Below are 22750 nucleotides of genomic sequence, written 5' to 3' on the forward strand. Positions count from 1 at the left end.
AACAGGAGTCAGGAGGTACACTTATGCTTGAGGACACTAGCTTTGCCATTCACCCTGGCAAAGAACAAGTTACCGGTATTGATGCGTATTCTGATATTGGTACACTATTAAATTATAAAAAGACAGATAATAAATATCTATTTCAATGTAAAAATGGACAGGTAGTGATTCAATTTTACACAGACTTTATTGTACGGGTTGTTATGAATCCGGTAGATGAACCCAAATTGAGTGGTTCCAAGGCTGTAATCACTCTGCCTGAAACAGTTACTGTCAAAGAACAACAATCATCGGAAGCTCTTATTTTGAAAACAAGTAAATTGGAGCTTGTCATTAAAAAATCCCCATTCCGCTTGACTGTTAACGATCATCAAGGTCGTGAATTGATAGCGGAAATGGATAGGGGCATGGGTTTCAAGTCAACTGGGGAAGTCATTGCTTATAAGGTAATGAATGAAGCCGATCATTTTTACGGTTTTGGTGAAAAATCAGGTCATCTGGATAAGCGTGGGGAAAAATATGAAATGTGGAACACGGATGTCTATGCCCCACATAATCCGGAAACAGATCCTTTATATGAATCGATCCCATATTTCATGACATTGCGTGATGGACGTGCTCATGGTGTATTTTTTGATAATACGTTCAGAACAATTTTTGATATGAAATCGGAGGAACACTATTATTCTTTTCAAGCGGAAGGTGGTCAGCTTGATTATTATGTTTTTGCCGGTCCGGAACCAAAATCAGTACTTGAACAATATACGCATCTTACCGGAAAAATGCCATTGCCACCGAAATGGGCTCTTGGCTATCATCAATCACGCTATAGCTATAGATCGGAGGCAGAGGTAAGGGAGCTTGCGAAGAACTTTATTGAGCGTGATATTCCACTTGATGCCGTTCATTTGGATATTCATTACATGAACGGTTATCGCGTATTCACGTTTGATCAAGAACGTTTTCCAAATCCGGAAAAGTTGATAAAGGACTTGCGTGAACTGGGGATTCGTGTTGTCCCAATTGTTGACCCTGGCGTAAAAAAGGATCCAGAATATAACATATATCAAGAAGGCGTTAATGGGGATCTTTTCTGTAAGTATATTGAGGGCCACATTTACCATGGTGATGTATGGCCTGGCCCAAGTGCATTTCCTGATTTCACTGATGAGAAGGTACACAAATGGTGGGGCGACAAGCATGAATTTTATACGAAGTTGGGTATAGAGGGTATTTGGAATGACATGAATGAACCTGCCGTATTCAATGAAACAAAAACAATGGATGTGGAAGTGATCCACCGAAATGAGGGTCGTCCGGCAACACATCGTGAACTTCATAATATTTATGGACTTTTAATGGAGAAGGCAACCTATGGAGGGTTAAGGCAGCAGCTTAACGGTAAACGTCCGTTTTTATTGACTCGTGCAGGATATGCAGGTGTCCAACGCTATGCAGCTGTCTGGACGGGAGATAACCGGAGCTTTTGGGAACATTTACAAATGTCACTTCCCATGGTCATGAATCTTGGACTGTCTGGTGCCCCTTTTGCCGGCCCCGATGTTGGCGGTTTTGCCTATGATACCAATGCGGAACTGCTGACGCGCTGGACACAGGTTGGAGCATTTACACCATTTTTTCGTAATCATTCAGCTATTGGATTTAAAAATCAGGAACCATGGCAATTCGGTGAAAAATATGCAACAATCATGAAAAAGTATATTCAGATGCGCTATGAATGGATGCCACAGCTATATTCCTTGTTTTATCAGGCAAGCAAAACAGGTCTTCCTGTCATGCGTCCATTATTGATGGAGTTTCCGGATGATGAAAAAACATATAATATGAATGATCAGTTTATGATTGGTGACAACGTCATCGTTGCACCGATTCTAGTACCTTCTGTAACGGACCGGGCTGTATATTTGCCTGCTGGTGAATGGATTGAATTTTCTACTGGTATCGTTTATGAAGGAGCAGAAACTCATTTGATCCATGCTGAACTGGATGAAATGCCAATATTTGTGAAGAAAGGTTCGGCAATCATGCAGACAGAATGGATATCGAATATAGTTAAATCGTCAAAAAACATAACCATGAATGTATATGCAAGCGATCACGATGAAAGCTATCGTTTTACATTCTATGATGATGACGGGGAAACATTCGAATACGAAAAGAATGCATTTGTTGAGCTTGACATCGAAGTAAAGTCAAACGAAGATTCTGTTGAAATAAATGTATTGCAACAGAAAGGAAATCTATCACCGGCCTATAAAGAAATAAATGTGAATGTAGTAGGGCTAAAAGAAGGACAGCATGTTATAATTAACGGAGAAAATAGCGGTGAAAAGCGTGTTGTTCCTGTAAAATAATTTATTAATTTAGTAGAGGGTTGATGAAAAATGGTGACAATCAAAGATGTAGCGAAGGCGAGTGGAGTATCACCCTCTACGGTTTCCAGAGTTATTGCCGACAATCCGAGAATAAGTGCGGATACAAAGAAAAAAGTACGTAAAGTGATGAAGAAGCTGGGATATCATACGAACATCTCTGCAAGGAATCTTGTCGTCAAATCGACAAAGGCAATTGGCGTCATTATGCCTTCTTCAACGAATAAAGCATTGCAAAATCCATTTTTTCCTGAAGTATTGCGTGGAATCGGTTCAGTGATTCATCAAATGCAATATTCGATGTCACTGTCGACTGGCGAGACAGAAGATGAAATTTTTGAAGAGGTCAAGCGAATGGTGTATGGCAGTTATGTTGATGGCGTGATTTTACTCTATTCCAGTATCGATGATCGTGTCACAAATTTCTTGCATGAGCAAGCCTTTCCATTTGTAATAGTCGGAAAACCACATGAGCATGAGAACGAAATAACACATGTTGACAATGATAACTTCCGTGCTGGAAAGGAAATCACTGAATACTTGATTGCAAAAGGGCATCATAAAATTGCCTTTATTGGGGGATCGAGTGATCGGTTTGTCACAATGGATCGGCAAGCAGGGTACGAATCAGCTTTAATAGATGCAGGTATCCAAAATTGTGAAGGCTATAAGATTTATACGGAGTTTCTGAAATCTGGTGGACAAGAAGCAGTAGAAAGCTTATTTGCACTAGAAAGTCAGCCGACCGGGATCGTTGTCAGTGATGATTTGATCAGTCTTGGCGTGTTAAGCATGCTAGAGGATTCTGGATATAATGTTCCAGGGGATATTTCACTCGTGAGTTTTAACAATGTTTATTTGTCAGAAATAACAAGACCACCGTTGACAACCGTGGATGTTCAGATATATGAGCTTGGTGCGCAATCAGCAAGGGCATTAATTGAAAAAACGATGAATAAGAATGAGCCTGAAAAGCGGATTATTATCCCACATCGGATCGTTTATCGAGAATCAGTGAGAAAAATTTGAGGGAGCCAATGTGAAGGCTCTCTCTTGCTTTATCGGAGGTATGGAGACAGTTTCCTTATCTTCCGTCCTGGTCATGAGACATATCCAACATACCATAATAAGGAAATTCGACAGGTCATCAAAAATGCCGTGAAATGGGCAAAAAATACGAATACACCGAAGCATACGTATGGAAATGCTAAACCATTAGAGAAAATTTCTCAAAAGAACTAAAGGAGATGACAACATGGCAAAACTACGAATCGCAGTGATTGGCTGTGGAAGTATTGCAAAAAATAGACACTTAATCGAGTATCATAACAATCCAGACGCGGAAATCGTTGCCGTGTGCGATATTATCGAGGAACGTGCGAAGACATTTGCTGAAAAATACGAAGCTCAGGCGTATACAAACTATGAAACATTGTTGGCAGAAGTTACGGTCGATGCTGTTAGTGTTTGTTTGCCGAACTATCTGCATGCACCTGTTTCCATCGCTGCCTTACAAGCCGGCTGTCACGTACTTTGTGAAAAACCGATGGCAACGTCAAAAGAAGAAGCGGAAAACATGATTCAAGCGGCAAAAGAAAACAATAAAAAATTAATGATTGCCCATAATCAGCGATTTGTTTCTTCTCACCAGAAAGCAAAGGATCTAATTGCGAGTGGCGAAGTGGGTAAAATTTATAGCTTCCGTACAATATTTGGCCATGGCGGTCCTGAAGGCTGGAGTGTGGATGGGAAGGATAGTTGGTTCTTCCGCAAAGATCAAGCATTCATTGGAGCAATGGGTGACCTTGGCGTGCACAAAGCAGATTTACTTCGCTATCTTTTAGGAGAAGAATTCGTTGAGGTTGCTGGATTTGTCGGAACAAATGCAAAAGAAAACACCGATGTCGATGATAACGCGGTTTGTATTTTGAAATCGGAAAGCGGGATTATCGGAACACTTGCAGCAAGTTGGGCATATACGGCAAACGAGGATAATTCGACGGTTATTTATGGGGAAAATGCGATTCTTCGTTTGGAAGACGACCCAAATTATTCGCTGATCGTGAATTATAAAAATGGGGAAGTCGTGAAATATGAATTGGGTGGCATTCAATCGAATGAAGAGGGCGGTCAAACAACAACACACGTGATCGATCATTTTGTGGACTGTGTTGTTAATGACAAGGAACCGCTGATCGATGGAAAAGAAGGAATGAAATCGCTTAACGTTATTTTAGCGGCATTGGATTCTGAGCAAACGAGAAAAGTCAGCAGTCTGGAGATGTAATGATGACAAAGTTGAAAATGGGAATTATTGGTGCAGGCGGAATTGCCCAGGGTAGGCATATTCCTGCATACCTAAGATTAACAGACAAAGTGGAAATTAGCGCCGTTCAAGATTTGAATATCGATCATGCGCAGGAAGCAGCTGAAAAATTTGCGATTCCAAACGTGTTTGAGGATTATCGCGAATTGTTTCAGACTGTCGATGCGGTGACGATTTGTACGCCAAATAAATTTCACGCCGAAATTGCGGTTGCGGCATTGGAAGCGGGTGTACATGTGTTATGTGAAAAACCGATGGCAATGACGACAGAGGAATGCCAGGAAATGATTGCCGCCTCAAAAAAGGCAGGACAACTTTTATCAATTGGGTATCATTACCGCTATACCGAAGCGGCTCAGGCTGCCAAAAGCGCTGTAATAAATGGTGAAGTTGGTGATCCGCTCGTAACAAGGGTTCGCGCGATGAGAAGACGAAAGGTCCCAGGATGGGGTGTTTTTACGAATAAGGAATTGCAAGGAGGCGGTAGTTTAATTGATTATGGCTGCCACCTGCTAGATATGGCTTTATGGCTTCTCGATGATCCGAATCCTGTTGAAGTAATGGGAACAACTTATAATCGTTTGAGCAAAACCCCTAATCAAATGAACGACTGGGGCACCTTTGATCATGAAACATTTAATGTGGATGATCATGTATCGGGATATATTACGTTTGAAAATGGAGCTTCATTATTACTTGAATGTTCTTGGGCGGCAAATATCAAAGAAGATACAATGCATCTCAGCATATCTGGTGCGGATGGCGGTATGAATGTATATCCATTTGAACTCTACCGACCGCAACATGGAATCTTTTTAACTAGCGAAGCAAAAGCAGAACATAACGAAACAGAGGCAGGCCATTTGCAAGCAGAAAACTTTGTCGATAGCTGCCTAGGCCAAGCAGAATTGCTCGTAAAACCAGAACAAGCCATGAAAGTAAGCCAACTAATCGAAGCCATCTACCAAAGCAGCGAAATTCGGCGAAGCGTACGACTATAGGAGCGGGACGCGGGGACAGGTTAGTTGTCCCGGCGAGAGAACAGCGTGGGTGACAGGGGAGCAGGTGGGACAAGGGACCTGTCCCCATGTCCCAGATGAACATAATAAACAAGGAGTGATTGTGATGAAATTGGGTGTATTTACGGTTTTGTTTGCGGGGAAAACATTTGAGGAAATGCTTGATTATGTGTGTGATGCTGGATTACAGGCGGTTGAAATTGGTACAGGTGGAAACCCTGGTAATGATTTTTGCGCGCTTGATGAATTACTTGAAAGCGAAGATAAACGGAAAGCGTACTTGGAAAAGGTGCATTCTCGTGGGTTAACAATTAGTGCTTTCAGCTGCCATGACAATCCAATTTCGCCAAACAAGGAACAAGCAAACAATGCGCATGAAACATTTGTCAAAACCGTTAAACTTGCCGAATTAATGAATGTGCCAGTTGTAAATACATTTTCAGGAACGCCTGGGTCTGATGAGGATGCCAAATATCCAAATTGGCCCGTAACACCATGGCCAACGGAGTATTCGGATATTTTGAAATGGCAATGGGAAGAAAAACTTATTCCGTATTGGAAAGAGCAAGGAAAATTTGCTAAAGATCATGGTGTTAAAATCGGTTTGGAACTTCATGCGGGATTTTTGGTACATACGCCATATACGATGCTTAAATTAAGAGAAGCAACAAATGATGCAATCGGTGCTAACCTGGATCCGAGTCATCTATGGTGGCAAGGAATTGATCCAGTAGCTGCGGTAAAAATTTTAGGAAAAGCAAATGCAATCCATCATTTTCATGCAAAAGACACGTACATCGATCAAGATAATGTGAATATGTATGGTTTGACGGATATGCAGCCATATTCCAGCGTGCAAACACGTGGTTGGAGTTTTCGTTCGGTAGGTTATGGCCACAGCAGTCAAGAATGGTCCAACATTGTTAGTGCACTGCGAACTTATGGCTATGATTATGTGATCAGCATTGAACATGAAGATCCAATTATGTCAATTGATGAAGGGTTTAGCCAGGCTGTTAAAAACTTAAAAGCAGTTAATATACAAGAAAAGCCAGCCGATATGTGGTGGGCTTAATACATTTCAAGAACAAGGCGCTAATGATGATTTAGCGCCTTGTATTGCTATAGTCATAATTTCTGAAAAAGGGGCATAACAAAATGAAACCAATTCCGATAGCATTGCAAATGTTTACATTACGTGAAGAAAGTCAGCACGATTTTCCCGGTACATTGAAACGTGTCGCAGATCTTGGCTTTGATGGGGTTGAACTTGCTGGATATGGTGGATTGACTGCAAAAGAAGTAAGGAATTTGTTGGACAATTTAGGACTTCAGGTAGCTGCGAGTCATGTCCCGTTAGACGATTTAAAAAATGATCTAGACAAAGTGATTGAAGAACAAAAAATATTGGGAAACCACTATGTCGTCTGCCCATACTTACCGCCGGATGCTCGAACGGAAACAGATTATCACGATCTCATTTCCTTGTTAAATTATGCAGGGGAAAAATGTCAGTCTGAAGGCATCACACTTTGTTACCACAATCACGATTTTGAATTGAAACATTTGGCTGATGGCAGAATGGCTCTGGAGGCTATTTTAGATGATACAAATTCTGCAAATGTCAAAGCTGAATTTGATATTTACTGGCTTGCGAAATCAGGTGAAAATCCAGTGGAATGGATCAATCGCTACCAAGGCCGTACACCACTTGTACATTTAAAAGATATGACAACAGACGGGGAACAATTTTTTGCCGAGCTTGGAACGGGTGGCGTTGATATTGATGCAGTCCTAGATAAAGGGGACGAAGCGAATGTAAAGTGGTGGATCATCGAACAAGATGAAAGCCACAGAACCCCATTTGAAAGTGTGAAAATTAGCATAGACTATTTGAAACGACAGCTTGCAGACTAGGGAAAGGGTTGGGCAGTTTTCTAGCCAGGGTGTTGCCGGGATATGGTGAGGTGGGACATGGGGACAGGTCCCGCGTCCCACCTACGAAGCCCCGTCCTTACTGGTATCTGCACTGGGACAACTAACCTGTCCCCATGTCCCGCCGGCTGAGCAGCGGGCCCGGGGGGAAGGGCGTCACTCGGGCGATAATCAGCTGTACTCGGGCGGAAATCGAAGCAACTCGGGCGAAAATGAGCCGTACTCGGGCTATAACCGGTGTAACTCGGGCGATGACCGGAGCAACTCAGGCGATAATCAGCAGGACTCAGGCATTTTACTATATTTGTCATCGTATATCAACAATTCCTAGTAACTCCTTCAAACTCACATCTGCCATGGATGTTAGTTTATGTTCCACCTTACAAAAATCCATGGCTCTTGTCACATCATTTGGGACAACCACGCAATGCATTCCTGCCTTTTTAGCAGCTAAAGCACCATTGGCGGAATCCTCGAAAACGAGACATTCCTCAGCTTTTAAACCCAAACATTGTGCAGCTTTTACATATAATGCTGGATCGGGCTTTACAAATTCAACATCATCAGAGGTTTTGATGCACTGAAAATATTCGTATAAGTTAAGCTGCTTCAAGTGATTCGACACCCATTTAAAATTAGAGCTTGAAGCTAATCCAATTTTCAAGTTAAGTTGTTCAGCTTCTTTCAAATAGTCCTCAACACCCGGCCTTGCCTTTTCTACAGCTAGTTTTGCCTGAAAATGATCATTAAATTTTCTCTCCAGTTCCTGCTGATTTACTTTTCTATTAATCTGTTTTTCCAAGTATTGAAATGGCATAAACCCAGTATGAGTACCGATCTCCTCTTGCCATCTAGAAAGAGGAAGCTCACTGCCATTCTCCTGGAAAATCTCATTTATAACTTGGTATTGCAATGTTTCTGTGTCAAAAATTAACCCATCAAAATCAAAAATAATACCTTTTATCATGTATAAACTCCTCTGCCATTTGCTGTTGTTACACAGCCATTATAAAGACAATTGTTTGTTTGCTCAAGGTCGATTGATGTTATTTATATTTTTAAAAGTTATAATTATCGCAAATATTATTGATTGTACGTACAAATTGTATTAATATAAGAATAGTATCCATATGTTATACGTACATGATATTTTGTGTGGAAGGTGTTGATAACATGTTAGAAGATTTAAAGCAAGTAGTGTTAGAGGCCAATCTTGCATTACCAAAGCATCACTTAGTAACTTTTACATGGGGAAATGTAAGCGGTATCAGCAGAGAAGACCAGCTTATCGCTATTAAACCTAGTGGGGTTCCATATGATGAATTAAAAAAGGCAGATATGGTTGTAGTTGATTTGGATGGGAATATCGTTGAAGGGAATTTGAATCCGTCATCGGACACACCAACACATCTCGTTTTATATCAAAACTTCCCGGAAATCGGTGGTGTTGTCCATACACATGCACCATGGTCAACAAGCTGGGCACAAGCGGGGAGAGGTATACCATCATTAGGAACAACACATGGTGATTATTTTTACGGTACAGTTCCGTGTACAAGGGCGATGACGGAAGCAGAAATTAACGGGGCTTATGAGCATGAAACTGGAAATGTTATTGTCGAGACTTTTCAAGAACTCGATCCGAACCAAGTACCTGGAGCGCTTGTTCATAGTCATGCCCCGTTTACATGGGGAAAAGATCCAAACGAGGCAGTTCATAATGCCGTTGTTTTGGAGGAAGTTGCGAAGATGGCTTTACAAACATATCAATTAAATCCAAATGCTTCACCCATGAACCAAGCGCTTCTAGATAAACATTATTTAAGAAAACATGGTGCAAAAGCATATTACGGACAAGAGAAATAAGGGGGATATCATACATGGCAGAAAAGTATGCTATTGGTGTTGATTATGGAACTGAATCAGGTCGAGCTGTTTTAGTATCACTAGAAAATGGTAAAGAAATTGCTGATCATGTAACGCTGTATAGACACGGTGTGATTGATCAAGAATTGCCTGATTCCCGAATTGAATTAGGCTATGAGTGGGCATTACAAAACCCGCGCGATTATATCGATGTTTTAGGAAACTCTATCCCAGCTATTTTACAGGAATCAGGCGTACATCCAAACGATGTGATTGGGCTTGGAATTGATTTTACCGCATGTACAATGTTACCGGTCGATGAAAAAGGAGATCCCTTAAGTTTTAATCCCGAATTAAAAGAGAATCCACATAGTTGGGTCAAGCTGTGGAAACATCACGCAGCACAGGATGAAGCAAACAAATTAAATGAAATAGCTGAACAAATGGGGGAAGATTTTTTGCCGAGATATGGAGGTAAAATATCTTCCGAGTGGATGATCGCAAAAATATGGCAAATTTTAAATGCAGCACCTGATATTTATGAAAAAACAGACCGATTTGTTGAAGCTACAGATTGGGTTATAGCAAGACTTACCAATAACTTAGTTCGTAATAGTTGTACAGCTGGATACAAGGCAATTTGGCATAAGCAAGATGGGTATCCAAGTAAGGAATTTTTTAAAGCACTCGATCCACGGTTAGAAGATTTAACAGATACAAAACTACGTGGGGAGGTTGTTCCATTAGGCACAAAAGCCGGCGAATTAACGGAAGAAATGGCTAGGATTACTGGTTTAAATGTAGGGACAGCAATTGCCGTTGGAAATGTGGATGCACACGCTGCCGTACCTGCTATGGGTGTAGGTGAACCAGGAAAGTTAGTGATGGCAATGGGGACTTCGATCTGCCATATGCTTCTAGGTAATGAAGAGAAGCAGGTTGAAGGTATGTGTGGAGTCGTTGAAGATGGAATTATTCCTGGATTTTACGGTTATGAGGCAGGCCAGTCAGCTGTGGGAGATATTTTTGCATGGTTTGTTGATCAAGGAGTACCAGAGTATGTAAAAAAGGATGCTGATGATGCAGGTGTTACGGTTCACCAATGGTTGGAAAAAAGCGCAGCAACCTACAAGCCAGGTGAAACAGGATTATTGGCACTTGATTGGTGGAATGGAAATCGTTCGGTGCTTGTCGATACAGACTTAAGCGGATTGCTATTGGGGATGACATTACAGACAAAACCAGAGGAAATCTATCGAGCGCTCCTCGAATCAACTGCTTTTGGTACTCGTAAAATTGTTGACGCATTTCATCATAATGGAATTGAGGTTAATGAGTTATATGCATGTGGGGGGTTGCCACATAAAAACAAGCTGTTAATGCAAATATATGCAGATGTTACGAATCGAGTTATCAAAATAGCAGATTCATTTCAAACCCCTGCTCTAGGTGCTGCGATGTTTGGCGCAGTTGCAGCGGGTGCAGCTAACGGTGGTTATGACACAATATTAGATGCAACTAAAAAAATGGCTCGAATAAAAGATGAAATTATTGAACCGATACCTGAAAATGTAGCTATTTATGAAGAACTATACCAAGAATATTCGACGCTTCATGATTACTTTGGCCGTGGTGAAAATGATGTGATGAAGCGGCTGCGAGCAATTAAACTTACTACAAATAATGCCCAAATTAGGAGGAACGAACATGTTAACAATTAAACCTTATGAATTTTGGTTCGTAACAGGAAGTCAACACTTATATGGGGATGAGGCACTTCAAGAAGTGGAAGATCATTCAAAACAAATTTCAGAAAAACTCAATGAAAATGGTAATCTACCATTTAATATTATTTTTAAAAAGGTATTAACGAACGCAAATGATATCCGCAAATTAATGCTTGAGGCAAATAACGATGAAAATTGCGCAGGACTAATCACGTGGATGCATACATTTTCCCCTGCAAAAATGTGGATTTCCGGACTAAAGGCATTGCAGAAACCAATGTTACATTTACATACGCAATTTAACCGTGATATTCCTTGGAAAGATATTGATATGGACTTTATGAACCTAAATCAATCCGCACATGGGGACCGTGAATTTGGTTTTATTGGAACACGTATGAATATCCCGCGTAAAGTGGTTGTCGGTCATTGGGAAAATCCAGATGTAACAGCAAAAATCGGTGATTGGATGCAAACCGCAGTAGCCGTAACAGAAGGAACGAATATTAGAGTTGCTCGTTTTGGCGATAATATGCGTAATGTCGCTGTTACAGATGGAGACAAGGTGGAAGCGCAAATTAAATTTGGTTGGACAGTGGATTACTATGGAATCGGGGATTTAGTTGAGGAAATGGAGAAAATCGCTGATGCTGATGTGGAAAATTTATACCACGAATACAGTGAATTATACGAACTGCCGGTTGAAGCCAATGAATCGGGGCCTGTTCGAGATTCCATATTGGAACAGGCACGGATTGAACTGGGTTTGAAAGCATTTTTATCAGCGCGAAATTATAATGCCTTTACAACTAACTTTGAAGATTTGCATGGTATGAAGCAACTGCCAGGCTTAGCAGCTCAGCGTTTAATGGCGGAAGGATTTGGATTTGCTGGGGAAGGGGACTGGAGAACAGCGGCCTTATTACGGATGATGAAAGTTATCGCTGGAAACAAGGGAACATCCTTTATGGAGGATTATACGTACCACCTAGAACCAGGCAATGAAATGATATTAGGATCACACATGTTGGAAATTTGCACAACAGTCTCCGCAACAAAGCCTAGAATTGTCGTTAATCCACTTGATATGGGCGATAAAGACGACCCTGCCCGTTTAGTATTTGATGGCCGTGGCGGTCAAGCAGTTGTTGCCTCACTAATTGAACTAGGTGGCAGGTATCGACTTGTTGTCAATGAAGTGCAAGCAGAACAGCCAACGGAAGAAACACCAAATCTTCCAGTGGCAAAAGTTTTATGGAAACCTGAACCATCTTTAAGCGAAGCAACGGAATCATGGATATATGCGGGCGGAGCGCATCATACGGTATTTTCACTTAATATAACGACAGATCAATTATATGATTTTGCAGAGATGGCGGGTATTGAATGTATTGTGATTGATCGTGGTACGAGGGCTAGGCAATTGCGGAATGAGTTGAAGTTGGGGGAGGGTGTTTGGGGATAAATACTTAAACTACTTCATTACAGAGCTATAGTTTTGTGTATAGCTCTGTAATAGTTTGCAGTTTGAAACGAGTAGAAATAAACTGTATATAACTATTGTATTTATGTTAAGCTTAACTTATACGAATGTGTTTTGAATAATTTTCAAATAATACCAATGATAATGACTTTCTATTTGTTGGCTTTTTTGTACACATTTTAAAGATAAATGCCTAAACGTACGAGTAGGGATGTGTTTTTATTTTGACAAAATATAATATGGTCAAAAAGGCAATAAAATCAAAGATCATAAACGGAACCTATATACCTAATCAGAAGATCAGTTCAGAAAGTGAATTAATGAAGGAATTTAGTGTCAGTCGTCACACGGTGCGACAAGCAATCGGTGATTTGGTAACAACCGGTTGGCTTTATCGGGAACAGGGCTCAGGAACCTTTTGTGCAGATAGAAGCGCAATGAGCAATAATCAAGAACAAGGTAGCCAAAAGAATATTGCTATCATTACTACCTATATTTCCGATTATATATTTCCATCCATTATACGTGGTGCTGAAGCAAGGTTAAGTGATGAAGGATATCAGGTAAGCATTTTTAGCACAAATAATAACCAAGAGAATGAACAGCGTATTTTAGAAAAGATTCTAACACAGAAATTTGACGGCATCATTGTTGAACCCACAAAAAGTGCGTATTCGAATCCTAACATTAATTATTATTTAAATCTAGAACGCCTTTCCATACCCTATATCATGATTAATGCCTATTATGATGAGTTAGAACCAATTAATATTGTGATGGATGACGAAAAGGGTGGCTTTTTGCAAACGGAGCATTTGATAAAACGTGGCCATCAGAATATAATAGGTTGTTTTAAAACGGATGATACCCAAGGAACCAAGCGTATGAAGGGGTTTTTAAAAGCTCATAGGCAAAATAAGATACCAATAAATCCGAGTAATATTATCACGTATACGACGGAAGAAAAGGATACGAAACCTGTTGATGAGCTGAAAAAAATTCTAGCTTCAAAGAATAATTGTAATACGGGGTTAGTTTGCTATAATGATGAACTTGCAATGAAGTTCCTCGATGTATTGCGGACGATGAATATACAGGTACCAGACGATTTGTCTATCGTAGGCTATGATGATTCTCCATTGGCGGAAATATCAGAAGTGAAACTAACGTCTATTGCACATCCGAAAAGTGAGTTAGGGGAAGCTGCTGCGAATATGATTATAGATCTTATAAAGTTGAAAAAGGATAATAAAAATAAAGACGTTTATAATGCTAATTCAATTGTATATCCCCCTGAAATTATAATTAGAACATCTACAAAAGATTTAAATAAGTCTAAAATGACATCTTAACAATCTACCATCTTATTTTATAAGGTGGTTTTATTTTCTAATAAAAAAATTTTTCAAAATATTTATTGCATAATACGCCCCTTTGTCTTATAATAAATGTACGTACAAGATGGACGTATATGATCGATGTATTGTACGAACAATTTTTGTATCACTAATCTTTATTATACAGGGTTATTCAAAAGGGCATATATTTTTTGCACCTAATGAAAGCGCTATCTAATAAACTCTGTATAGTAGATTAACAAAAACAGGGGGTAAAAGAATGAAGAAATTTAGTTGGATCTTATCTATTCTGGTTCTTGCCATTGCTATGGTTGGATGCAGCAATGATGCGAGTGGTGATGGTGGAGATGGCGATAAAACTGTCGGAATTGCCATGCCCACAAAGTCTTCTGAAAGATGGGTCAAAGATGGAGAAAACATGGTAAGTCAATTTGAGGATTTAGGGTATGAGACTGATTTGCAATATGCAGAGGACGTTGTGGAAAATCAAGTATCACAAATTGAAAACATGATCACAAAAGGTGTTGACATTCTTGTAATCGCTTCAATTGATGGTGAGGCGCTTACAGATGTTTTAGAACAAGCAAAGAATCAGGATATTCCTGTAATAGCATATGATCGTCTGATTATGAACAGTGACCATGTAAGCTATTATGCAACTTTTGATAACTTCAAAGTTGGAGAGCTACAAGGTGAATACATTGAAGAAAAGTTAGGACTAGCAGATGGAGAAGGGCCATTTAATATTGAACTGTTTGCTGGATCTCCAGATGATAACAATGCATATTTCTATTGGGATGGCGCAATGTCAGTCCTTCAACCATATATTGATGAAGGGAAATTAGTTGTTCAAAGCGGTCAAACTAGTTTTGATCAAGGTGCAACATTACGTTGGGATGGCGCAAAGGCACAAGAACGCATGGATAATTTGTTAAGCGCTCATTATTCTAGTGAAAAAATAGATGTTGTTTATTCACCATTTGACGGTATAAGTCGCGGAGTAATCTCTTCACTAAAAGCAGTAGGATATGGGACAGACGACAATCCAATGCCAATTGTAACTGGACAAGATGCGGAATTATCATCAATTAAATCCATTATTGCTGGGGAACAAACACAAACAATCTTTAAAGATACAAGAGAGCTAGCTAAAAGTGCAGTTAATATGGCGGACTCTGTGTTAAATGGAGAAGAACCTGAAGTGAATGATACGGAAACATACGATAATGGTACGAAAGTTGTTCCTTCATACTTATTAGAACCTGTTTCAGTCGATATCGATAATTATGAAGAATTGCTTATAGAGTCAGGATATTATACAGAGGACCAATTAAAGTAACATTAAAAAGCTTCAGGATGATTTAGCATCATTTATTTTGCTAAATCATCCTACTTATTTTCATTTTAAAGGTGTGATCACAATGGCTGAGACAATTTTGGAAATGAAACAAATAACGAAGACATTTCCAGGTGTAAAAGCTTTAGACAATGTAAATCTTAAAGTTCAAGAAGGCGAAATACATGCTCTGATTGGTGAGAACGGTGCTGGTAAGTCTACTTTAATGAAAGTATTAAGTGGAGTTCATCCATACGGGACATATTCTGGGGATATTATTTTTAAAGACAGCACATGTAAGTTTAAAAATATTAACGAAAGTGAAGGGCTTGGAATTGTTATTGTGCATCAGGAACTTGCATTAATTCCTGACCTATCAATTGCAGAAAATATATTTTTAGGAAATGAGCAAGCGAGAAAGGGCGTCATTAACTGGAATGAAACGATTATCGAAACAAGACAATTGCTCAAGAAAGTTGGACTAAATGTAGACCCTGAAGAACAAATTAAAAATATTGGAGTGGGGCAACAGCAATTAGTGGAAATTGCAAAAGCGCTATCTAAGAAGGTGAAATTATTAATTCTTGATGAACCTACAGCAGCTTTGAATGAAGAGGATAGCGAAAACCTTTTAAATCTATTACTAGAATTTAAAAAGCAAGGGATGACATCCATTCTCATTTCTCATAAATTAAAAGAGCTTTTTAAGGTATCTGATAGTATAACGGTTTTACGCGATGGCCAAACAATTGAGACATATTCTATTAATGATGTTACCGAAAATAAAGTGATAAAAGACATGGTTGGTCGTGACCTCACAAATTTATTTCCGGAACGGCAACATAACATTAAGGATGAAATTGTTTTTGAAATTAAAGATTGGTCTGTTTATCATCCACAAGATTCAGAAAGAAAAATATTGCATGATGTTAATGTGAAAGTTAAACGCGGAGAGATTGTTGGTATTGCTGGGCTAATGGGAGCAGGAAGAACAGAACTTGCTATGAGTGTTTTCGGGAAATCCTATGGTAAAAAAATATCAGGACAGCTCATTAAAGATGGACGGGAACTATCGTTTAATAATGTTGATCAAGCGATTAAGCATGGTGTGGCGTATGTTTCTGAAAATCGAAAAGAATATGGACTCATATTAATTGATAGTATTAAAAATAATCTATCACTAGCAAACTTAAATAAATTATCAAAAAACAATGTTGTTGATGGAAGTAAAGAAATTGTAGAAGCAGAGACACTAAAATCGAAAATTAATATTAAAGCTCCTAGTATTCAACAGAAAGTGGTAAACCTTAGTGGGGGAAACCAGCAGAAGGTAGTGTTAGGAAAATGGATATTTACGGATCCAGAAATTTTAATCCTGGATGAACCAACAAGGGGAATAGATGTTGGAGCTAAATTTGAAATATATAAAGTTATTAATGAACTTGCTGAGCAGGGAAAGAGTATTATTATGATTTCATCTGAACTACCTGAATTAATAGGTATGTGTGATCGCATTTATACTTTAAGCGAAGGAAGAATCACGGGTGAGATTGATGGAAGTGAAGCAAACCAAGAAATTCTGATGACATACATGACGCAAAGTGGGAGGTAATGAGAAGTAATGGATGGATTTAAGAATTTAATAAACAATAATTTAAGACGATTCGGAATGGTTATTGCATTAGTTGGCATATCGATATTATTTCAAATTTTAACGGATGGAATTTTATTGACTCCATTAAATGTAACGAATATTGTTATGCAAAATAGTTATATGATTGTACTGGCAATTGGTATGATGTTGATCATTATTACAGGTGAGATTGATTTATCAGTTGGTTCAGTTGCGGCGTTTGTAGGAGCGGTTGCAGGTGTGATGCTCGTAACTCATGATATGCCTGTAATTGTTGCGTTATTGTTAAGCTTAATTCTTGGGGCGATTATTGGTGCATGGCAAGGATTTTGGATAGCGTATGTTAAGATTCCTGCATTTATTGTGACCTTAGCTGGAATGTTAATATTCAGAGGGTTAACGTTAGTAGTTTTACAGGGCCAAACACTTGCACCATTTCCAGATGGTTTTAGAAGTTTAAGCTCTTCCTTCCTACCAGATATTTTCGGGGGTGGAGGAGAACTTCAATTATTTACAGTAGTGGTTGGGATCGTATTATCAATTCTATTTATACTTAATGAGTTAAAAATAAGAAAAACAGATATGAAATACAATTTTAACACAAATTCTCTTCCTTTATTCATCGCGAAGTTAATTGCTTTAGTGGTTGTTATTAATGTATTTACATATGTGCTAGCATTGTATGAAGGTATACCATATGTATTGATTATATTATTTGTCCTAATTATTGGATATACATTTTTGATGAATAAAACAGTTGTAGGTCGACATATATATGCTGTCGGTGGAAATGAAAATGCAGCTCAGTTATCAGGTGTTAAGACGAAAAAAATGAAGTTCTGGGTTTTCGTTAATATGGGAATCATGGCAGCATTAGCTGGTCTTATTTTTGCCGGTCGGTTAAACGCAGCAACACCTCAAGCTGGTAATCTATTTGAACTAGATGCTATTGCCGCAGCAGTTATTGGTGGTGCATCATTGACAGGCGGTGTGGGAACAGTATTTGGAGCGGTAATTGGTGCACTAGTTATGGGGATATTAAATAATGGAATGTCCCTAATGGGTATCGGGATTGATTGGCAACAGGCTATTAAAGGTATTGTATTGTTAGGCGCTGTTGCGTTTGATGTGTTGAATAAGAATAAATAGGAGTTGTATTTATAATTGTAAGGAAAGCTGATTTATTTATAAGTTAGCTTTCCTTATGAACTGTTTAGTAGTACGTTTGTTCATTTTCGAAACAGGTTACAATAACTAAGCTGTACTGCTTTAGAATTGCTGAAGTGGAATAAACCGGCGTATAAGCGGAATCCTTAATGTGATTGGATCAATCAGGAAATCATCTACGGAAGTTCTTCTTTCTCGTATGTTACATAATTCGCCTCTAAGCCACTCTCAGTTCAAAATAATAACTATAAAGCACCTAATTTTTTCCTAGCCTCTTTCCGATATCTTGATGGAGTTTGACTAGTTGCTCGTTTAAATGCTTGCGCAAAAAAGGACTGAGAGGAAAAACCGGTGAATTCGGCTATGTCTGCAATATTGTAATTGGTTGTTTCCAGGAGAATTTGTGCCTCTCTAATTCGGATCTGATTTAAATATTCGATAGGAGAAATCCCGATATCCTTTTTAAATGTGTGTGCTAAGTAATATTTATTAATATGTCCCACATTAGCTAACGTATTGAGTGTAATAGTATCACGATAATTTTGATTGATGTAATATTTGATGAAAGCACTAGCTTTATTGATATTCTTTGATTGGGTTTTTTCAATGGTGAATTTTTTCCCGCGCCTTAGTTTGACAATAAGTATTTCAATTATATTTTGGCAAACGACTTCATAATCCTCATTATTATCCTGTACTTCATCTAATAATCTGTTAAGGTAGAAAAGAATATCCACACGATCACCTTGATACGTATATAACCCCATTTGTGAACTTTTTTCTTCAGGAAGCGAGAAAGACAGTCCTTCAATTCCTAATGCAATGTATTCGAGTGAATCCTTTAGATTAGATCTTTCTGTATGTTCGACGTTCGGATTAATAATTACTAAGTCATTTTCCCTAACAGGAATTTCATGATTTGGCAAGATGAAAGATCCTTTTCCCTTTACAATATAGAAAAGTTCTGTGAAGTGATGAGTATGTTGTGTGCTATGCCATCCTTTGTCATATTCTGAACGGGTGATATACAAGAGTTTCAAAGACATTTTTTCAGTGGAAAAATCCTTCATTTTATAGACTTCATAAGACATATTTTCCCTCCATCCTTTTTTAGGGAGACCTTCTATTATCAAATATTTTATTGTAAAATGGCATAAAAAGCAATATTACTAAAAATCTGAACAATATATTTATTGTGTAAGCGCTTCATTAACTATACGATTAAAGTATAGTTAATTAAAAATAGGGGGTACTCATTTATGAAGATTAAGAGTCTTTTATTTGTTATATCAATCGTTTTGTTAACATTTGGTTTAGCTGCGTGTTCGGGTGATGGTGAATCCGAATCCAAGAAATCGGCTAAAGGAGCAGAAGGGGAAGAAACAACCTTACATGTAGCTGCTTTAGAATCTGCATATGGAGCGGATATGTGGAACAAGATCGCTGAATCTTATGAAGCAGTTAATGAAAATGTCAAAATTGATTTGACTTTAAAAAAGAACCTTGAAGAAGTAATCCGTCCGAATATGCAGGCAGGTGAGTATCCTGATGTTGTTTTACTGGCAACTGGCAGGCCTGAAGCATTGACAGAAACGTTAATTAAGGAAGATGGTTTGGAAAATATTACGGATGTCTTAGGGATGGATGTGTCTGGTGAAGACGTAACAGTAGGTGACAAATTGCTGGAAGGATTTACTGATACACTTGCTACCAATCCATACGCTGATGGTGAAACGTACCTGGCTCCTATGTTTTATAGTCCAACTGGGTTATTCTACAATGCTGGATTATTTGAAGAGAAGGGTTGGGAAGTTCCGGAAACGTGGGATGAGATGTGGGAATTGGGCGATAAAGTTGCCGAAGAGGGGATTTCACTCTTTACTTATCCGACAACCGGATACTTTGATACATTAATTGGATCTATGTTGTATGCGTCTGGTGGTCCCGAATTTTTTAATTCAGCAATGACCTATGAAGATGGTGTCTGGGAATCTGAAGAAGCAACACAGGTGTTTGAAACAGTCGAAAAGTTGGCTGACTATACACAACAAAATACGGTTTCTAATGCGAATCCAAATGACTTTACCAAAAACCAGCAATTGATTTTAGACAATAAAGCGCTGTTCATGCCAAATGGTAATTGGGTAGTCGATGAAATGAAGGATGCCCCTAGAGCAGATAACTTTGAATGGGGAATGATGCCAATTCCTGCTTTTGAAGATGGTGGAGATCGTTATGCATTTACCTTCTTTGAACAAATGTGGATTCCATCTGCAGCTGAAAATAAAGATGCTGCCAAAGCGTTTATTTCCTATATGTATTCAGATGAAGCAGCTTCAACATTCCTGGATGCTGGCGCAGTACAGCCAATCAATGGTATGACAGAAAAGTTAGAAGGCCAAAAACAAACCCTCTACAGTATCTATGAAGAAGGAGGAGCACTGCCGGCAATGGGTACGTTTGCTTCAACTAAACCTGTACCTGGAGTCAGTATAGGAGATACATTGTACGGGTCTATCGACAGTGTGATGAGCGGTGATATTTCCTATAAAGATTGGCAAGCAAACGTTGAAAAAGCAAGTGACAAATTAAGACCAGCTATGAATTAAGCCACTTCTAGTATTTATCAATAGCGATAGAGATTAAATAATAAAGCGGTGAGCACATGCCTCACCGTTTTATTCCGTCAAAATGGGGTGAAAATTTTGAGTAAAAAGAAGTCAAGAAATCTATTCATTGGCGTATGTATTACTCCTGCATTAATTTTGCTGATACTCTTCATGGCATTACCGACAATTGAGGTTTTTCGCATGTCGCTCTATCAATGGGGCGGGTTTTCAAATAATCAGCAGTTTGTAGGGTTCGATAATTTCAAGATTTTATGGAATGATATGGACTTTATTCGTTCCTTTCAAAATTCCATTTTACTAATTGTAATTGTAGCCCTTGTGACTATTGTTCTAGCACTCTTTTTTGCGGCCATTTTAACAAAAGAGAATGTAAGTGGAGGAAACTTTTTTCGGGTTGTTTTCTATATCCCTAACATTCTATCAATTGTAGTAATTGCAGGTATATTTTCGGCTATTTACGACCCAGCAAGCGGATTGTTGAATAGTATTCTTGGTGTGTTCAGTTTAGAAAGTTTGGAGCAGATGTGGTTAGGTAACCAAGATATCGTTATCTATAGTGTTGGGGCTGCTTTGATCTGGCAGGCAATTGGTTATTACATGGTGATGTATATGTCCAGCATGGCTAGTATTCCAGCAAGCTACTATGAAGCGGCTTCACTGGAGGGGGCAAGTAAATTCAAACAATTTACTAGCATTACATTGCCTTTGATATGGAATAATATCCGGACCACATTAACGTTCTTTATTATCAGTACTATTAATTTGAGCTTTTTGCTAGTAAAAGCGATGACAGGCGGAGGTCCTGACGGGTCAACAGAGGTCTTCCTGTCCTATATGTACGATCAAGCTTACGGAAATTCAACATATGGCTATGGCATGGCAATCGGTGTCGTTGTCTTTCTTTTCTCATTTGCCCTTGCTGCCATTGTTAGTCGCATTACAAAACGTGATGTACTGGAGTATTAGGGAGGGGGGTTTACCATTTTATGGAAAATTCAAAAGGTCTCAGCACGGATACACTTGTTAAATTATTTATTTACGTTGCTTTAATTGCACTGGCTATTTCGATTATTGTACCTGTGGCATGGGTATTTATGGCTTCCATCAAGGAAAACGCTGAATTCTATGAAAGTCCCTGGACATTTCCGAACGGCTTTCATTTTGAAAATTTCATAGAAGCATTTCAAGAAGCAAAAATGGGGGAATACTTGCTTAATTCTGTAGTTGTTACCGCACTTGCTTTACTAATTTTGCTGATTGTAGCCCTGCCTGCAGCGTATGTTTTATCCAGATTTAAATTTAAGGGAAGTGCTTTTCTTAATTCCTTTGTGAAAGCAGGTTTGTTTATCAATGTCAGCTACATTGCGGTACCAATTTTCCTCATGTTATTGGATTGGGATACGGTTATAAAAGGTATATTGGGGGATGGCTTCTTTTTAAACAATCGATTTATGCTTGCCCTTATTTATGCTGCTACAGCACTACCGTTTACGATCTTTCTCTTATCAAGCTATTTCGAGACTCTGCCATCAGATTTTGAAGAAGCAGCGAGTATTGATGGTGCAGGATATTACCGGACGATGTTCACTGTCATGCTTCCCATGGCGACCCCGAGTATTGTGATCGTTATTCTGTTTAACTTCCTGTTATTCTGGAATGAATATATTTTGGCCCTTACATTGATGCCTGGGGAAAATCAAACATTGCCGGTTGGATTGTTAAACTTGATGGCCGCTGAACGTTCTGCAGTAAACTACGGACCATTGTATGCGGGGATGGTAATCGTCATGCTGCCTACATTAATTTTATATATTATCGTGCAAAAACGGTTGACGCAAGGTATGACTGTTGGAGGAGTGAAAGGATAGGTGCAGAAA

General features: G+C 38.9%; 18 protein-coding genes and 1 pseudogene. 17 read left to right on the plus strand and 2 right to left on the minus strand.

Annotation, left to right across the window (positions count from 1 at the left end):
- Positions 1–23: 23 nt before the first annotated feature.
- The 7 genes and pseudogenes from C8270_RS07290 to C8270_RS07320 all read left to right on the plus strand — a co-directional run bounded on the left by C8270_RS07290 (position 24) and on the right by C8270_RS07320 (position 7655).
- Positions 24–2375, plus strand: a complete 2352-nt coding sequence (locus tag C8270_RS07290; protein ID WP_106496200.1) for a glycoside hydrolase family 31 protein — start codon at positions 24–26, stop codon at positions 2373–2375.
- 30 nt (positions 2376–2405) lie between these two features.
- Positions 2406–3422, plus strand: coding sequence for a LacI family DNA-binding transcriptional regulator (locus C8270_RS07295; protein ID WP_106496201.1), 1017 nt, complete (start codon positions 2406–2408; stop codon positions 3420–3422).
- Between the two features lie 57 nt (positions 3423–3479).
- Positions 3480–3635, plus strand: a pseudogene (locus tag C8270_RS20430) (ThuA domain-containing protein); the annotation flags it as partial.
- A gap of 13 nt (positions 3636–3648) precedes the next feature.
- Entirely contained in the window at positions 3649–4680 is a 1032-nt protein-coding gene (locus C8270_RS07305; RefSeq protein ID WP_106496202.1) for a Gfo/Idh/MocA family protein, read from the plus strand.
- A gap of 2 nt (positions 4681–4682) precedes the next feature.
- Entirely contained in the window at positions 4683–5720 is a 1038-nt protein-coding gene (locus C8270_RS07310; RefSeq protein ID WP_106496203.1) for a Gfo/Idh/MocA family protein, read from the plus strand.
- 124 nt (positions 5721–5844) lie between these two features.
- Positions 5845–6813, plus strand: a complete 969-nt coding sequence (locus C8270_RS07315) for a sugar phosphate isomerase/epimerase family protein (protein WP_106496204.1) — start codon at positions 5845–5847, stop codon at positions 6811–6813.
- Positions 6814–6896: 83 nt separating this feature from the next.
- Entirely contained in the window at positions 6897–7655 is a 759-nt protein-coding gene (locus C8270_RS07320) for a sugar phosphate isomerase/epimerase family protein (protein WP_106496205.1), read from the plus strand.
- A 325-nt stretch (positions 7656–7980) separates the two neighbouring features.
- Here the strand turns inward: C8270_RS07320 and C8270_RS07325 are convergent, their stop codons facing one another.
- Positions 7981–8640: an HAD family hydrolase gene (locus C8270_RS07325; protein WP_106496206.1), complete on the minus strand. Its 660-nt coding sequence runs from the start codon at positions 8638–8640 to the stop codon at positions 7981–7983.
- Between the two features lie 206 nt (positions 8641–8846).
- Between C8270_RS07325 and araD the strand changes: the two genes are divergently transcribed.
- The 7 genes from araD (at position 8847) to mmsB (ending at position 18225) form a co-directional block, all read left to right on the plus strand.
- Complete coding sequence (gene araD, locus C8270_RS07330) at positions 8847–9539, plus strand: L-ribulose-5-phosphate 4-epimerase (RefSeq protein ID WP_106496207.1); 693 nt, start codon at positions 8847–8849, stop codon at positions 9537–9539.
- Between the two features lie 14 nt (positions 9540–9553).
- On the plus strand, positions 9554–11260 hold the full coding sequence (locus C8270_RS07335; protein ID WP_106496208.1) for a ribulokinase: 1707 nt from the start codon (positions 9554–9556) through the stop codon (positions 11258–11260).
- Entirely contained in the window at positions 11247–12731 is a 1485-nt protein-coding gene (gene araA / locus C8270_RS07340) for an L-arabinose isomerase (RefSeq protein WP_106496209.1), read from the plus strand. The genes C8270_RS07335 and araA overlap by 14 nt, the downstream gene beginning before the upstream one ends.
- Before the next feature lie 239 nt (positions 12732–12970).
- Positions 12971–14101 (plus strand): GntR family transcriptional regulator, encoded by a 1131-nt coding sequence (locus C8270_RS07345; RefSeq protein ID WP_106496210.1) that lies wholly within the window; start codon positions 12971–12973, stop codon positions 14099–14101.
- A gap of 265 nt (positions 14102–14366) precedes the next feature.
- Positions 14367–15446 carry a multiple monosaccharide ABC transporter substrate-binding protein gene (gene chvE, locus C8270_RS07350; protein WP_106496211.1) on the plus strand — a complete coding sequence of 360 codons (1080 nt, stop codon included), beginning with the start codon at positions 14367–14369 and terminating at the stop codon, positions 15444–15446.
- Positions 15447–15528: 82 nt separating this feature from the next.
- Positions 15529–17055, plus strand: a complete 1527-nt coding sequence (gene mmsA / locus C8270_RS07355) for a multiple monosaccharide ABC transporter ATP-binding protein (protein ID WP_106496212.1) — start codon at positions 15529–15531, stop codon at positions 17053–17055.
- A 9-nt stretch (positions 17056–17064) separates the two neighbouring features.
- Entirely contained in the window at positions 17065–18225 is a 1161-nt protein-coding gene (mmsB, locus tag C8270_RS07360; protein ID WP_106496213.1) for a multiple monosaccharide ABC transporter permease, read from the plus strand.
- A 263-nt stretch (positions 18226–18488) separates the two neighbouring features.
- Here mmsB and C8270_RS07365 read toward each other — a convergent pair whose 3' ends face one another.
- Positions 18489–19334: an AraC family transcriptional regulator gene (locus C8270_RS07365; RefSeq protein WP_106496214.1), complete on the minus strand. Its 846-nt coding sequence runs from the start codon at positions 19332–19334 to the stop codon at positions 18489–18491.
- Positions 19335–19502: 168 nt separating this feature from the next.
- On the opposite strand from C8270_RS07365, the gene C8270_RS07370 reads away from it, so the two are divergent.
- The 3 genes from C8270_RS07370 (at position 19503) to C8270_RS07380 (ending at position 22741) form a co-directional block, all read left to right on the plus strand.
- Positions 19503–20852 carry a carbohydrate ABC transporter substrate-binding protein gene (locus C8270_RS07370; protein ID WP_106496215.1) on the plus strand — a complete coding sequence of 450 codons (1350 nt, stop codon included), beginning with the start codon at positions 19503–19505 and terminating at the stop codon, positions 20850–20852.
- A gap of 171 nt (positions 20853–21023) precedes the next feature.
- Entirely contained in the window at positions 21024–21839 is an 816-nt protein-coding gene (locus tag C8270_RS07375; protein WP_442785824.1) for a carbohydrate ABC transporter permease, read from the plus strand.
- A 20-nt stretch (positions 21840–21859) separates the two neighbouring features.
- A complete protein-coding gene (locus tag C8270_RS07380) occupies positions 21860–22741 on the plus strand; it encodes a carbohydrate ABC transporter permease (RefSeq protein WP_106496217.1) in 882 nt (293 codons plus the stop codon).
- Positions 22742–22750 lie beyond the last annotated feature (9 nt).

Origin of the sequence: Lentibacillus sp. Marseille-P4043, assembly GCF_900258515.1 — a bacterium.
Taxonomy (GTDB): domain Bacteria; phylum Bacillota; class Bacilli; order Bacillales; family Amphibacillaceae; genus Lentibacillus_C.